Genomic DNA, 15,878 nt, shown 5'->3' on the forward strand with positions numbered 1-15,878 from the left:
CCCTGTTTGCAAGCGCCTGACGCAATTGGCAATGCCGGGTTGTATGCGGGTTGAGCCGGTTTTTGTTGGCTTCAGGTCAGCGTTCGCCAAGGGCAGGGTGTACCCGCAGTCTTTTCGCCGCAAAATCGACAAAGTACCGGATTTTGGCAGCAGCCCTCCTGCCTTGCGGGTAGACGATATTTACTGGTGTAGGGGGAGGTTCGTATGATTGCAAAACGCGCTGGAGGCGTCCTTGCTCAATGTGGTCGTACACTTGGTAGGAGAGCACCCGCGCTAGCCCATAGCCGGAAATGGCCGCATCAATGGCCACGTCTGCAGTATTGACGCTCAAGGCGACATCCGGTTGCGCATGGCCTGCAGTGTCTCCATCCCGATTGGTCAACCTCCAGACTTTGGGGCCTCCGCCAATGTCCAGATAACCAATGGCGCGGTGTGAAGGCAGGTCGTCAATGCTGCTGGGTATCCCGTGCTGGCTCAAATAGGCTGGCGCCGCCACGGTGATCAATCTGACCGCACCGACCTGCACTGCGGTCAAGGCCGAATCGGGCAGGGGCGCAATACGCAAGGCCACATCCACGCCTTCCTCCACAATGTGTACCAAGCGGTCAGCGAAAATGGCCTGTACCCGCACTTTTGGGTGAGATTCCAGAAAATCGGTCAACAGCGGTGCGACATGAAGCCTGCCAAAGAGAACCGGCGCGGTCACCGTCAGCAGCCCCACCGGTTCAAGGTGCGCGTTCCGGGCCGTGGCCTCGGCATGTTCCAGATCCTCAAGAATATGCCGCGTATCAAGGAGGAACGTTTCACCCGTTTCTGTCAGACGTGTGCCACGCGGCCCACGATGCAGCAATTTCACACCAAGTTCGGCTTCCAGTGCGGCGATGGCGCGTGTCACCGACGCCGGGGACAAACCCAGTAGTCGGGCGGCTGACGCCAGGCCGCCCGTATCTATGGCGGCCACCAGGATTCTGATGTGTTCCAGGGAGACCATTGCATAAATTGAAAAATGAAATTGCAGGAAAAACCATTTTTTTCTGACCAGGTACTGCCTAAGTTGGATCAGGCACAGAACGTGCCATGCGTTATGCATAGCACTTTCAAGCTCTCGCCGTAGCTGTGAAAAGCGGCAGCCCGCTCGTCAATCTCTGTAACTGTTTCTACCAACGCATCATTTCTGCATGCTTTTGCGCGTTGCCTTTGTCAGGACATGCGCGGGGGCAGCTTTGCCATCAAAAGGAGATATCGGTGATGAACGAGTTGAATACGCTGCATACGAATGTCATCAGCGCCAAGGCTTTGATCACAGCCCTGTTTGAGTTGAACCATTGCTGGCCACACTGGTGGGAGCTCTCTCAGGCAGATATCCGCGTCGGCGAACGTGTTGTGCTGACGCCGTCGCCTGATCCATGGCGACAGATTGCCTTCGACATGCAAACGCGGATCCAAAGTCCGGGCTTGCTAGCGGCACGAAATCCACAACGGCTGCCCCCACAACTGCGTGATATTGCTGTTGGCCTTGAAATTGCCGATCGCCTGATTAATGCGGTGACGCTTGCAAGCACCCTCAATGGCTGGGTAAGGCAGGACGAAAGCGCTTACATCGCCAGACGCTTGAGTGATGAGGTCGATGAACTATGCCCACCGCTGGTAAGTATTGTCGTAAAAGGCGTCTGGCATCCGTACCCGGTTCCCGATCCGGAGCCATGGCCGATTACGCTGTCGCCGCTAGCTCAAATGGCCATGGGCGCCCGCTTTGGTGGCGCTGCACCCGGTATCGGCCACAGTGAGCTAAGCACCGCCTTCAATGACGCAGCCAAACGATTGACCAACGCCGGATTATCAAGCCTGGCGCCAGGCTGATTTGAGCCGCCTGATCCTGTCCATTCTGGAGACTGCAATGGCAAATACTGTGCTTGGTGAATCGAACGTGGCAGGGACACCAGCCGTCACGGGTGTGAACTCTGCTGGTGGAGACGGGCTTTCCGGAGTCGGCTGGCGGGGCGTGGTCGGAACCAGCGAGCAATTTCAGGGCGTTTATGGGAGGAGTGTTCAGAACGCGGGAGTCGTTGGCGAGAGCGACAAACTACATGGCATGTATGGGGTGTGCCATAACCCGAATGGCGGCGGTGTATTTGGTACGAATGACAATGGAGGGTTTGGCGTCATCGGTGTTACGCAGTCCGGCAACGGTGTCGACGGTAGTAGCCAGTCGGGGAACGGCGTCCAGGGGAAAAGCTCCAGTGGCCGAGGTCTGGCAGGCTTTAGCGATACTTGGCAGGGTGTTTTTGGATACAGCAAAAGTCAGGCAGGGGTTGTGGGGGAAAGTGATGGGTTTGATGGTGTCTTCGGTGTAAGCCACAACCCGAATGCGGCCGGGGTGTCTGGACACAATCCGGGCGGCCTGGCGGGTTTTTTCAACGGTAACGTGACGGTGACTGGAGATCTCATGTTGGCCGGGGCGGATTGCGCAGAGCATTTCGACATAGCACCGATAGAAGGTACGATACCTGGCATGGTGATGTGCATTGATGCGCAAGGACGTCTTGCGCCAAGTCACCGTGAATACGACAAGTGCGTTGCGGGCGTCGTATCGGGTGCAGGTCGTTTCAGACCAGCCATTTGCCTTGACAGGCAGCATCCCGACGAAACCTCCCGGCTACCCATTGCTTTGATTGGCAAAGTGTATTGTTTTGTCGATGCAACCGAAGTGGCGATTGAGATCGGCGATCTGATGACCACTTCCTCTACCCCCGGTCATGCCATGAAAGCGGTTGACCCTATGCGCAGTTTTGGCGCCGTGATTGGCAAAGCGCTTGCACCACTGGCTAGCACCAAGGGGCTGATCCCGATTCTAGTGGCGCTTCAGTGAAATCCATAATCCTGTCCAGATAGGGGCCCGTAGATTGTTTATACGGCGGGTCGTCTTTTGTAGGAGTCATCATGGCCACTTTCATGAGTGCAATTGAGTGTTTGCGGGAGCGTGGGCAGGTACAAGCAAGTGGCGCGGTTAGCGCGCGCACGCTGATGCAGCACTTTCATCCTGATCCGGCAGGCTCTGTACGAGCCTTGCAAGCAGCAATTTTTGCCAGTGTTGCGACCAGACGACCATGGGCTGTAATACTCTGTCGGTTCAAAGGAATGGGTCCCAACCCTGTGCTGGAAAGGCCTATCGAAGATTTTTTTCGACACGCCTTTTCTCCGGGCTCCGGCGGCCTTGTGGAGTACTGGCGAGACGTTTCCCTCGGCTCGATCGACATCACTGGCTCAAGGGTATTTGACTGGGTTGAAACAGACATTGAGCGTAGCAAGGCCGCTGGAACACCTCGTAGTACACCAGCGGGACCGGGGCGCTCCGGCCTGATTGATTACGCAATCAAAGCGCTGCAAAAGAGAGGGGATGATCCACTGGCTGGCTTTCACAGTCAGATCGTAATTTATCCCTACAGATGGGCCAAAGATGGGGCTCCTGCCGGGGCAGATTATCGAACGCCAGGATGGGGAAGCTACTGGATAGACGGGAGCGCGGATGGTCGGGGCAAAGTGTGCCTGACGCCGCCATTTGACGGTAACGTGGTAGCGCATGAAATGGGGCACGGCTTTAACATGGAACATGATGTCGGGGCCGATATGAAAACCAACTATGCAGATCCATGTTGCATCATGAGTCAGAATGGTTCCTTTCAGCACCCTATCTTCAAGGTTCCCTTTGGTCCGGCACTGTGTATTGCACACTTGGCGCAACAAGGCTGGCTCTACAAACGCCGGGTTCTGGTTGACGCTGGCGATTGGATGAGACGCAAAGAGGGAATTGCCTTGCTACTGGGGGCCATTTCCCGTCCTGCGGTGGAGACTAATCTTGGCGCGAAGCTTGCATACAAAACCCCGGACGCCGCTTGGGATTACTATCTGGAATACGTCCGTCCAATTGACTGGAATCAGGGTGTCGTCCCAGGGACTGCCTACCTGTTTGTCCGTCGACTCGCGGAAGTAGAAGGTATTGGTGTGACGGCCATTTACCTTGGCGGAGTGGCAATACCGGACAAGATTGGTCAGCCCGCGATATTCACGGAGCCTTCGGGGAACGTACGGTTTACTGTGGAATTGATGGATCTGCCTGGGTCGCAAATCAAGGTCGTGGCTCAAAAACTTTAAGCGCCCATGCTCAGTTTGATTGAAAAGGTGCCGGCCCCCAGGTTTTGCCGCCGAAGAAGTGAGTCCTGAAAGTTGCTGACTGTCGCGAAAAGCCGGCGTCAGCCTGTTTCCTTCCGCTTCAGCAGCAACTACGACTTCATTTTATTGAGTTGGACTGTGCCACCAGATGACAGGGTTGCCTCGTGTAAATGCCCCACATGGGTGAAACTGCACAGGTAATTTCACGATATTTCTTCTGGGAATTTGAAGGCCACCAATCATGACCTGGTTGGTATTTAGCGGGGAGTTAAACCGCCTTGGCTTTCAGCCTGCGCAGGTTAGGCACTCTGTACTGTTGCTCTCAGTCCAGCTGCATAACGAACTGTCACTCGCAGGATGGGTGCGGCTTGATCGTGCGCCTTCGCTTTTGCATAACACCACCTGTGCCCTCATGGCACCACTCCTAGGGGTGGCTATCGCATTTATTGGTGTGTTGTATTGAGGCAGATCAATTTGTATTATTTTTCGGATTGTTCCTGTTTTTTTTCCTGTTTATTCTGCCGTCATTCCCGATAGGTCTTTGCTAAACAGGCGATACCTGCGGATATCCCTTTTTTTAAAAAAAAGATGCAATAGCCTCAGGAAGGTGCGTGTTTTCCGGTGTTTAAATATGAAAATATCTACTAAATTAATTTTGTTAAATTTCGTTGTTCTGGCCATCTTTGCAACTGAAGGTATTGTGATATTTTCCTCTGTAGCTAAAGTCAAGGAAAGTACGGACGAAGTCACGGGAAACGTAGTTCCGACACTGGCAACTATCCCTGATATTGGGGCTGCATTTGCCGAAGCCCGGCGGCAGATTTTGCTATGGGGCGCCGTTCCGCCATCAGAAGAACATAGCGTTGCAAAAGGCGTGGCAGCAGCGCGCGCCAATCTTGTGAAGAAACTGGATGAATATAACAAGGCCATTGATCTTGATAGCCCGTCTATTAAAGATCAAGACCGGAAATTATTTCAGGATCTGGCCAAAAATGAACAAGCCTGGGAAGGCATGGTTGATCAATTGTTGACGATTGAAGCGAATGACCAGCAGATCAAATATATCCGTGAAGTGACTTCTCCGCAGGCTGACAAGGTCTTCTCCAGTATTAATGCACTGACCCAATTTAATGTGGATCTGGGGGCAAAAAAGAGTGAAGAAGCCTCTGCAGGTATTCATCAGCTTTACATCATGATTGTTGTCATCAGTTCGATCGGCGCACTCACAGTGCTGGTGATTGGCTTGCTGATTTCTCGCGGTATTACCAAAGCGCTGAAAACACTGCAGACGCAGACTGCAGAGGTAGGAGCTTCGCTGGATTTCACTCGCCGCTTTGCCGCTGGTGGCAAGGATGAAATCAGTGAAACTGCGAACGTACTGAATAATTTGCTGAGCCTGATGCAACAGAGTCTGAGCGAGGTTTCGGCTATCAGCCAAGGGGTGGGCTCTCATGCGGCAGAGTTGGCGACTAATACCAGCGAACTGTCTGCCGCCAACGAAATGGTGAGCCATTCGACTGCTGCGATGGCAGCCGCCGTGGAGCAAGTGACGGTCAGCATTGCGCATGTGGCTGAACGCTCTCAGGAGACCCGTGATCTGGCTGAAAAAGCGGGCGAGATGGCCGCTATCGGCAGTACAACGGTAGAGGACACCATCAGCAAGGTTGACCTGATTGCCAGCCGAGCCAATACCACGGCCCGTCAGGTTGAGGCGTTGTCGCAAAAGGTGGTGGACATTAGCGCAGTTGTGACCACCATTAAAGGGATCGCAGAGCAGACGAATCTGCTGGCCTTGAATGCAGCCATTGAAGCAGCACGGGCGGGCGACGTGGGCCGTGGATTTGCGGTGGTTGCCGATGAGGTACGCAAGCTGGCCGAACGAACATCCGTGTCGACTTACGAGATTGCCCAGACCATTGAGCAGATCCAGGAGGAGGCTCGCCAGACTGTCGCGGCCATCCATCTGACGGTTGATGAAGTGGTAGTGGGTGTGGAGCGCGTGACTTCTGTCGGTGAGGTTGTCGCGGGCATCCGGTCGAGCGCGCAGACGGTGCTTGGCAGCGTCAACGACATTTCGTATGCCATGAGCGAGCAAAGTGTGGCCAGTAACAGCATGGCGCGCGAGATCGAGAAGGTGGCGCAGATGACTGAACAAACCAGCGCGAACGCCATGGGCGTGGCGGAGGTGGGCACAAAACTGCATGCCGATAGTCAGACGCTGCTACAGATTGTGGCGCGTTACAAAGTCTGACCGGGTTGCGGCGGTGCGTTATCCATAGGTCGAATCACGGCAGGGCGGAGCAGAGATCATGCAGACCAAATTGCCGGTAACGGGTGTCGACGATCGATGGCTGGCGCGTCCGGAGCTGGTGCAAAAGCTATTGGCCGCTAGCCAGAACAGCCAGGTGCTGGTGCTGCATGCGCCAGCGGGCTACGGCAAAACGCAGGCGCTGGTGGCGTTGTTCAACCATCTGATTACGCAGCACCACCATGCCCGGCAGCTGGTGTTAACGCCGCAAGATGCGGACCCGCTAGTGTGCGCAAAACGCTTTGTGGGTGACACCGCAGACGTGGGCGAGGTGGCGCTGACGGTGCTCGTGGATGATCTGGATCGCTGGGCCTGCGCGTCTGCCGACTGGCTGTGCCAGTTGATCAGTGTGTTGCCAGTTGGGGTGCATGCCGTATTTGCCACGCGTGTACTGGATCAAGCGCGTTTGGTGGGGTTGCTTGCCCAAGGCACGGTCAAGGTCTTTGATGCGGATGTCCTGCGGTTTTCCACGGAAGAAGTGGCGGCATGGTGCCGCCAGGTGTTGCGCTGGTCCACACCGATAGACCAAACCCTTGCGCGCGAAACGCGGGGCTGGCCTGCCCTGGTGGCGTTATTGCGGGATGAATCGGGCGAGCCCTTGAAGTCCGCACGTGCGGCGTGGGCCAGCACCCGTTATCAGACGCGGTTGCGGCATTTTTTTGAACAGCAGATTTTTGCCGCGCACAGCCCGGAACAACAACAGCGGGTTCGTACCATCGGGCGTCTGGATGAGGTCTGTGATGCACTGGTAAATGCCATGTATCCCGGGCAGGACATCCGGTTGGCGGCGCTGGTTGCCGCCGGCTGGCCGCTGAAACCGACACAGGCAGGTTGGTACCGGTTTCACCCGGCATTCAGGAATGACGTGATCAATTACAAAATTGAGGTAGATGACCCGCCCACAGCGGCGGTGATCGACCGTGCTGCCAACTGGTTGATTGACCAAGGGCATACAGCCGCAGCGATATCCTTACTGATTGACAAGGGCGACTGGGAAAAAGTCATGCCCCTGGTGGGGTCTGCTGCGCAAACTTTATTGCATGGGGCGCGCTTCAAGACGGTGATCCGGTGGTGTCAACGAATTCCCAAAGTATTGTTATTTGGAAATATTGACCTGTGTCTCAGTTATATATGGTGCCTTTTGTTTTCGGGAGACAAACAGGGGGCAATGTCTGTTTTAAGAGAATTGAAAAACAAAATGCGTGGCATGTTTGATCCGCTCATCGAGCCGACTATCAAGTATCAGGAATTACTGCTGAGTGAATTGCATTTGCATGATTACCATGCACTCGTGGAAAGAGTGGAAGAACTTGAATCTGCAATGCCTCATCTGGGTGATGCCAATCAAGGCCGTATTTTCAACCTGGTGGCCATGATTGAATTGGGTAAGGGCAAAATGGATGTCGCCGCACAAGCGGTGTGGAATGCCAAAAAGATCAATCGTAGCGTCAATAATTTTCAGGCTCTGAGCAGTTCTTATTTTGCCGAGGCATCTATTCTTGGCGCAAAAGGGGCCCTGCGTGATGCATTGAGTCTATTGCAATGTGCTGACGATATTATAGAAACGCATGATGCGCGATTGCCCGCAGGCATCATGCATATTTTCTGTCGCGGCTATCGCTTGCAATTGTTATATGAATTGGGCATGTATGCCGAGGCGCGACACTGGCTGGAGCAATATCGCTGGCTGAATACAACTCAGCCCATCATTCTGGTCAATTTCCTGTTTGGCATGATGGATAGCCGGCTGGCTTGCATCGAGCAAGGCCCGATGGCTGGGGTGTTGGTGTTGGAAAAACTGATGCTCAGCGTGGCGCATGAGCCATTGATGCAAAGCAAAATTGAGGCTGAACGAGCACGTATTACCCTTGCCCATGAAAGCCCGGAGGCCGCCGAGCCCCTGATTCGGCAGTACTTGAGCACCAATCACACCTTACCGGACCCGGCATTTGTCTACCCCACGGAAGAAGTTGAGGGGTGTGGTATCGAAATGGCGCGCCTGATGTTGCACGCGGGTGGGGATGAGGCCGTCACCGCCATGCATATGCTTGATCGTCACATTGTGGCCGCCCGCAGCACCGGCCGCACTTGGCGGTTAACCAAACTGTACGTGCTTTCTGCGCTGGCTCATTTACTGAACGGCGATGCCCGGCAAGCCAGGGCGCCCTTGCTGGAGGCCATTCGACTGGCCAGCGTCAACGGCGCAATCAGCACTTTTCTGGACGAGGGCACGGTGTTGATAGACGCACTGTCGCAACTGTCTTCGCGGCAAGCACGGCTGTTTACCGTGGCAGAGCAGAATCATATCGCCCGCATTCTCAGTGCACGCGGACAAGCCAGAAAACCGTTGCCCGTGCCGGATATCAACGCGCGTGAGATGGAAATCCTGCGCCTTGTGGCAGAAGGGCTCACCAGCCAGACCATTGCAGCCAGGCTGGAGTTATCACTGCAAACCGTCAAGTGGTATCTGAAAGGCATTTACAGCAAGCTTGGTGTAGGCAGCCGGATCAGCGCTGTGGATAAAGCCCGCCGCCTGGGCCTGCTTTAAACCGCTGCAGGGACTGGAATCATGAAAAGAAAGATTGCCCTGTCGGTGTGCTTTGTCGCGCCCCTCGTTTTGGCCAATGCAGGCCTGGTCTGGTTTGCCCAGCGTAGTGTGCACAAGGAACTGAATGCGGTTAGCGCCAGCATATTGGGTACGGTAGATAGCTCGCTCAATACTGCGCGGCAAAAGGCGAATGCGCTCCACCAGCAATTGTACGAGCACGGCACGTCTGCCATTCAGACCGGCACCGAATGCGACGCGCAGCTGCGCCTGGGTCTGGATCAAGCAATCAGTACGTCGGCGTTTATCGATGCCATTTATGTGCAGCGGTGGCATCAGCAAGTGTGCAGCGCGCATATGGGCTCAGATCAGCAAAATGCGCTGCGCAGTTATCCTTCGCTGGAATACGACTATGTAGACGGCTACAGCGTGCTGTTCCTGTTGCGGCCAGATTACTTTCTTGAGTCAATCCGGGCGCAGGCCGCTGAGCGTTACGATCAGATCGTGCTGCAAATAGGCAATACCTATTTATCCAGCCGCACCAGCACCAATCAGCGGCCTGTTTTCCGTCACGAATGGGTGGCCGAGTCCGCCTCCGGCGTTGCGCGGGTTTTTGTAGAAGCCAGCAGCACACTGGCCTGGGCGTATGTGCTGGACAGCATTTTTACCTGGAACGTCATTGCACTGGTGATGGGGTGGCTGATGTTTGGCCAGATCCGGCGGTATTTCAGCGCAGCGTGGCAGTTTGACGCGGCGTTGGCCAAAGCGCTGCAGTTCCAGGAAATTACGCCGTATTACCAGCCTGTGTATCACTTATCCGGCCTCACCTTGTCTGGTGTGGAAATACTGGCGCGCTGGAAAACCGCCGACGGTGTCTTCATTCCTGCTGACCGGTTTATTGCCAGGGCCGAAGAGCTGGACCTGATTGCACCGTTAACCCGTTTGATGATGCATACCTCCAGCGCACAACTTCCGGCTCTGTCTTTGCCCGCGGGTAGCAGCGTTGCGCTCAATCTCAGCGCAGAAGCGCTCCTGGACGAGCATCTGATTGAAGACGTGATTGCCTGGGCCGAACAATTACTGGGGCAGGGCCTGCAGCCCGTTGTAGAACTCACCGAGCGCAGTTTTGTGGATCTGTCCCGCACAAACCGTATTGAGACGGTATTGGCCCAATTGCAGGCGCATCACGTGCAGGTCGCGCTGGATGATTTTGGCGCCGAGTACAGTTCTCTGGGCTATCTGCATCGGTTTGCTTTTGATTGCATCAAAATTGACGGCCTGTTTCTGGACAGCCTGGATGTCAGCCCCAATGCTGATCTGGTGCTTGACTGCATCCTTCAATTGACGGCAGTGCTTGGCGTCAAAGTGGTCGTCGAAAAGGTAGAAACCGCCACGCAACTGGCATGGTTAAGCGTCCGACAGGTCGATGCCGCGCAAGGCTACTTCTTTGGCCGCCCGCAGCCTGCCAGTGTCTGGCAACAACCCGTGATCTGGCCCATAGAGTCTGTGGATATCGCAGCGGCCCCGCAGATGCCTGCACAAGAAACCCTATGATCCAGCCGTTTTCCACACTCGGAAAAATAGCCACACGCAGTGTCGTGGTCTGCTCCATCCTCTCCAACACGTTTTTTCTCAGGTGCCTGATTGATGTCATCACGCCGCTGGCCTGGAACAATCATTGGCAAGGCTTCTTGCTACTGACGGGGCTGCCGCTGGCGATGGGTAGCATGCTCGTGTGTTCACGTTTTCCCAGGTGTGAATTCAATGCTGATATCCCGGAACGTCCTGGCTACGTTTATGTGCTTTCCAATCCTGGATATCGTCGAAATGGCCTGCCCATTGTCAAGATCGGCTATACGACCAATTCCATGGAAAACAGCCTGAAGCTGCTCGACAAAACGGGAGTACCGTTTCCGTTTGTTGTGGAATACAAGGCGATGGTCTGGAAGGCTTGGGCGACCATGCGCCAGGCTCACATTGCCCTGAGTTCGTGGCGGCTGAATCCCGATGAGATTGATCGCGACTTCTTCTTTTGTTCTATCCAGCAGGCCGTCGACGCCTTGAAGAAGGCTGTTCAGGGAGACATTGGCTACAGAGTTAATCGCCCACCGGAACTGAGTCGCGATGACGACGAAATTGATCCGGAAATCGAGCTAGAGCCTGAGGTAGAGGAACAGTTGAAAGCTTTGGCTAAATGGCGTGCTGACAAGCGCACGACATCGCCGGGCTATGTCTACGTGCTGACCAACGATGTGTACCACAATGGTTCCGACCCGCTTCTGAAAATTGGTTATACCACTTGGGCTCCTGACCAGCGAGCAGGCGCACTATACCGGTATAAAGATCTGGATTACCGGGGTGTGCCACAGCAATTTAAGGTTGTACACGAGGAGCACTTTGAACGGGCATTTGATGCTGAAGAAGCGGTCCACAAGGCATTGGAAACCTGTCGAGTTAACCCGTACAGGGAATTCTTTTCGTGCTCACTGGAGCAGGCCCAGGCAGCTATAGCACATGCAAAGGCGCGGGAGTCAGGTTTTCAGGTCACTGATACAACGGTCAGTTCGCCTGACAACGGCAAGACCATGCCGCAGGTTGTATCACCACGATCTACCGAACCTGACCGTCAGACTCAGCGTAGTATTGGCTATATCCAGTCCCACTGGCCAGAACCCGTTGTCACCCGGCAGCCGCACCAGCGATCACGATCACGATCACGATCTGGAATCTGGAAGATCATCTGTTTCATATTAGCTGGCGGTGCCGCCGCTCTTGGATCGGGATATATCTTCAGCACGCTCTGTAACTGGTGGTCACGTCCTCCGGCTCCGATGCCCATGCCTGCTATTCATGCCCCTGTGGATATCCCAACAGCAAACAAGAAACCTGGTCATGCCAGTCATAAAAAGCATCATTCACCTAGAAAACATAAGCAAGCCGCAAGCCCTGTTGAGCCTGATCAGGCGGACGGCTTGCAATCGTCGGATGTATCCAGTCCTTGTTGTTAGAGGAAATGGACATTGAGCTGCTTAACATGTTTGACGGCGTGCCAGTATTGGATCTAGCGGTAGTTAAGGAGCGTAAATTGTATGCCCAGAAGTTTATTCCGGGCATACGTGAACTCCAACGTGGTCAAGTACTGACAACCCAAGAGTTGTGGTTTGCCGAATTGGATCGCAGCTCCTAGCGACGAGTACTGCTTATATTCCCCGATCGGGTCCAGACAGCTTGTGCGGCCGTTCATGTCGAACACTTTGCAATGAAGCTGATCAATGGGGGCAGTGAGCAGGGCGGTACCGCGGATGGCTTTTTTTCCGGTAGTTAGCCACCTTTTGAAACCAGTTCATACTCTGAGATATGGTTGAAGACTATTTCTACCAGTCCTGCTTCCGTGCGCCTATTCCTGAAATCGCAGATGCGGCTCGCTATCTTGACGCAGCGGTGTCGGCACACCTGAGCGGCCACCGTGCTTTGGCTATCGAGCTATTAAAGCTGGCTGATATGCCAGCCATAAGAGAATGGACGGAGTCGATTTGGGGGCGCGGGAGTGCTTATATAAAGGTGCGTACCGTTGAACAGGTGGCGGCCCAAGCTCCAATTGTGCGGGTAGTTTCAAGGATGCCCAACGCCGCTGAAAAACAAGCGCTGCTCCTGCGCGACGGTTTCCATTGTCGCTTCTGCGGTATACCAGTAATCCGGGCAGAGACGAGGAAGAGAATTGCCGCCCAGTATCCGGATGCGTTGCCATGGGGCAAAAAGAATAATCTTCAGCATGCAGGGTTTCAGGCGATGTGGGCCCAGTACGATCACATACTTCCGCATGCAAAGGGCGGTGACAACAGTATCGGTAACATGGTTATAACCTGTGCACCGTGCAATTTCGGGCGTATGCAATACACACTTGATGAGACTGCGTTGCTGGACCCTCGCGAACGCGAGCCGATACGATCTTTGTGGGATGGTTTGGAGCGGTTTCGTTGAGACATTTCCGCAACCAAAAACTGAGTAGAAAACCGTTTTAATCGAGTCGGTTTACCACTCAACGTACTACTGTGTGTCTTGCTGCAGATTAAACCAGGTTTATGACTAGACTGCTCAGACAATGGCTTGGCCTCACATCCCTAACAAGGGTGGGTGCTCATCGAGCAAAGAACTTAGCTCAAGCTTTTATCACCCCAGAATGACTTTCGCAGGAGGTACTGATGAGCAATGTCGAAACCGGCCTTGATTACGCTGCCGGGCAGCAGAACTATCGCGGTTTGCTGATTAAAGGTTCGGGTCTGGTACCGAAGGCGGCGGTGGTGTTGCTGCCAGATTGGCGCGGTCAAAGCCCCCTGGCTCGGGATCATGCGGCCTACCTGGTCGAACTCGGATGCGTAGTGGCCATTGCGGATCTTTATGGCGATGGTTTCAGCCCGGACAGCCCGGATCAGGTGGGCCCAATGGTGCAACGTTTGATCGCGCACAGAGCGCAAGGGGTGGAAGGGCTGGCCGCGTGCATAGACCGAGTGCGAAAAGAGCTGCCTGACGGTACACCTGTCTTGATCCTGGGCTATAGCGCCGGCGGGATGGTTGCACTGGACTATGGCCGCAGCGGTCAGGATATCGCTGGCATCATCGTCTGCTCGGCGCTACTAAAAACGGCCGCAGAGGGAATGAAGAGCCGTATCACCGCGCCCGTATTGATCTTGCAAGGCACGCAGGATCAAGTCTCCCCAATGGAGACGATTGCGGCAGTGGTCAAAGAAATGGACGAGGCCGGCAACGATGTACGCTTTGAACTCTATAGCCAGACGCACCACGCATTCGATAACCCGGAGGCGGGCACTGATCCAAACGCCCGTCTCGTCTACTCACCGGCCTCGGCACAGCGGGCACGACGGGCCATCGCGAACTTTGTGGCTGAGGTGAGTTGCTTTTGATGACGCCGACCAGGAACTGGATCGTCGCCATGAGCCACTGGATGTGGTCTGCAGCTAAGTGCCGGTCTTTTCTATATATAAAAAACTAACCTGTTAGCTGCTTGCACCTGTAATGGTACTGGTCTGGATGCTGGAAGATCAGATGTTTTCTATATGAATCGTCCACTTGAACAAGGCTGGATGGCAACGATGCTGACCAGTCTGGTTTACGTCAAGATCACCAGCAGACCCGCTTTTATGGTCCCGTAAAGGCGGTTTAAACCGTTCCATATCGCTGAACGAACCTCAACACTGGCACCAGTTCCGGCACAGTTCTGGAACCTATCCCCTGCAAAGCTCTGGTTTCATTAGCAGTGTCACCACCAGCCCCGTCCATGTTTCAATTGTTAACAAACCTGTCATCTCTCGAAATTTCCGGTTAACACTCGCACGCTCAAATGGCTCCCGGTTCGTTAAGAGCCGCAAACACACCCTTGCTGGCGGCGTTATGCTCGCTTGCCGCACTACTTGGTACTGTCGGCGCTTCGCATGCCTTGCCAGCAAGGGTGTGTTAACGGCTCAAAGTACGCAGTCGCACAATCTGCGCTGCGCTAAACCAGAAACACATATTCACCGTAACCAGATGAGAGGAGTCATCATGAAGACCAAACTGAGCCTGATCGCCATGGCCACGCTGCTGGCGGCCGGCGGTGCAAATGCGGCGTTGTTGCGGATTGCTTGTGGTTCTACCGGCGGTGAGCTGGAGTTGTGTAAACAGTCTGTGGCGGAGTGGGCCAAAAAGACGGGTAACGAGGTACAAGTGGTGACCCCGCCTAACGATTCCAACGAACGTCTGGCGCTGTATCAACAGATTCTGGGCAGCGGTTCGGACAAGATCGACGTGTTGCAGATCGACGTGGTGTGGCCCGGTTTGCTGGCCAGCCATCTGGTGGATCTGAAGCCGTACACCAAGGGTGTGGAAAAACAGTATTTCCCCAGCATGATCGCCAACAATACTGTTGGCGGCAAACTGTTGGCGCTGCCGTGGTTTACCGATGCCGGCCTGTTGTACTACCGCAAGGATTTGCTGGAAAAGTACAAACTGCAACCGCCGACCACCTGGGATGAAATGGCCGCTGACGCCAAGAAAGTCCAGGATGGTGAACGCGCTGCCGGCAATGACAAGATGTGGGGTTATGTGTGGCAAGGCCGCGCCTACGAAGGCCTGACTTGCGATGCGGTGGAGTGGCTGGCCAGCTACAACGGCGGCAGTATCATCGAACCCAATGGCAAGGTCACCATCAACAACCCGCAAGCCATCAAAGCCATTGACGGTGCCGCCAAGTGGGTCGGGACCATCTCGCCCAAGGCCGTGCTGAACTACGGCGAAGAAGAAGCGCGCGGTGTGTTCCAGTCTGGCAATGCGGTGTTCATGCGCAACTGGCCGTATGCCTGGGCGCTGGCGCAAAAGGATGAAAGCCCGGTCAAGGACAAGGTGGGGATCATGGCCCTGCCCAAGGGCGGTGCCAACGGTCGCAACGCGGCTGCATTGGGTGGCTGGCAACTGGCCGTGTCCAGGTATTCCAAGAACGCCAAGCTGGCGGCTGATCTGGCGGTTTACCTGACCAGCGCAGAAGTCCAGAAGATGCGTGCAGTGAGCGGGGCCTACAACCCGACCATGCCGGCGCTGTACAAAGATGCCGATGTGCTCAAGGCCAACCCGTTCATGGGCGATCTGCTGTCCACGTTCACCAGCGCTGTGGCTCGCCCATCGTCGGTGACTGCTTCCAAGTACAACCAGGTCAGCAACCAGTTCTGGAACGCCACGCATGACGTGTTGTCCGGCAACGCCACAGCGACAGACGCGCTGGGCCGTCTGGATGCATCGCTCAAGCGTATGGGCCCCTGGAAGTAAGCACGCTTCGCGTGTGGTGAGGGGAGTAGCGTAGGGTGG

11 protein-coding genes are annotated in these 15,878 nt (G+C 54.9%); 10 read left to right on the top strand and 1 reads right to left on the bottom strand.

Annotated features, from left to right (window positions below; translation table 11 throughout):
* Positions 1-76: 76 nt before the first annotated feature.
* Entirely contained in the window at positions 77-1,090 is a 1,014-nt protein-coding gene (locus tag HNQ50_RS00640; protein WP_221302932.1) for a LysR family transcriptional regulator, read from the bottom strand.
* A 158-nt stretch (positions 1,091-1,248) separates the two neighbouring features.
* Here HNQ50_RS00640 and HNQ50_RS00645 point away from each other — a divergent pair, with 158 nt between their 5' ends.
* The 10 genes from HNQ50_RS00645 (at position 1,249) to HNQ50_RS00690 (ending at position 15,839) form a co-directional block, all read left to right on the top strand.
* On the top strand, positions 1,249-1,860 hold the full coding sequence (locus HNQ50_RS00645) for a hypothetical protein (RefSeq protein WP_184096511.1): 612 nt from the start codon (positions 1,249-1,251) through the stop codon (positions 1,858-1,860).
* Position 1,861: 1 nt separating this feature from the next.
* Positions 1,862-2,869, top strand: coding sequence for a hypothetical protein (locus tag HNQ50_RS00650; RefSeq protein WP_221302933.1), 1,008 nt, complete (start codon positions 1,862-1,864; stop codon positions 2,867-2,869).
* A 71-nt stretch (positions 2,870-2,940) separates the two neighbouring features.
* Positions 2,941-4,152: a metallopeptidase domain-containing protein gene (locus HNQ50_RS00655; RefSeq protein ID WP_184096513.1), complete on the top strand. Its 1,212-nt coding sequence runs from the start codon at positions 2,941-2,943 to the stop codon at positions 4,150-4,152.
* Positions 4,153-4,801: 649 nt separating this feature from the next.
* Complete coding sequence (locus tag HNQ50_RS00660; RefSeq protein WP_184096516.1) at positions 4,802-6,421, top strand: methyl-accepting chemotaxis protein; 1,620 nt, start codon at positions 4,802-4,804, stop codon at positions 6,419-6,421.
* A 58-nt stretch (positions 6,422-6,479) separates the two neighbouring features.
* Positions 6,480-9,026, top strand: coding sequence for a LuxR C-terminal-related transcriptional regulator (locus HNQ50_RS00665; RefSeq protein ID WP_184096518.1), 2,547 nt, complete (start codon positions 6,480-6,482; stop codon positions 9,024-9,026).
* 21 nt (positions 9,027-9,047) lie between these two features.
* Positions 9,048-10,577, top strand: coding sequence for an EAL domain-containing protein (locus tag HNQ50_RS00670; RefSeq protein ID WP_184096520.1), 1,530 nt, complete (start codon positions 9,048-9,050; stop codon positions 10,575-10,577).
* Positions 10,574-12,031: a GIY-YIG nuclease family protein gene (locus HNQ50_RS00675; protein ID WP_184096522.1), complete on the top strand. Its 1,458-nt coding sequence runs from the start codon at positions 10,574-10,576 to the stop codon at positions 12,029-12,031. Before HNQ50_RS00670 ends, HNQ50_RS00675 begins: the two co-directional genes overlap by 4 nt.
* Positions 12,032-12,380: 349 nt before the next feature.
* Positions 12,381-13,004: an HNH endonuclease gene (locus HNQ50_RS00680; protein ID WP_184096524.1), complete on the top strand. Its 624-nt coding sequence runs from the start codon at positions 12,381-12,383 to the stop codon at positions 13,002-13,004.
* Positions 13,005-13,225: 221 nt separating this feature from the next.
* The gene (locus HNQ50_RS00685) at positions 13,226-13,945 is read left to right on the top strand and encodes a dienelactone hydrolase family protein (RefSeq protein ID WP_184096526.1); all 720 of its coding nucleotides are present in this window, start codon (positions 13,226-13,228) and stop codon (positions 13,943-13,945) included.
* A 637-nt stretch (positions 13,946-14,582) separates the two neighbouring features.
* The gene (locus HNQ50_RS00690) at positions 14,583-15,839 is read left to right on the top strand and encodes an ABC transporter substrate-binding protein (protein WP_184096528.1); all 1,257 of its coding nucleotides are present in this window, start codon (positions 14,583-14,585) and stop codon (positions 15,837-15,839) included.
* Positions 15,840-15,878: the final 39 nt, after the last annotated feature.

The sequence above is a fragment of the Silvimonas terrae genome, assembly GCF_014202765.1.
GTDB classification, from domain to species: domain Bacteria; phylum Pseudomonadota; class Gammaproteobacteria; order Burkholderiales; family Chitinibacteraceae; genus Silvimonas; species Silvimonas terrae.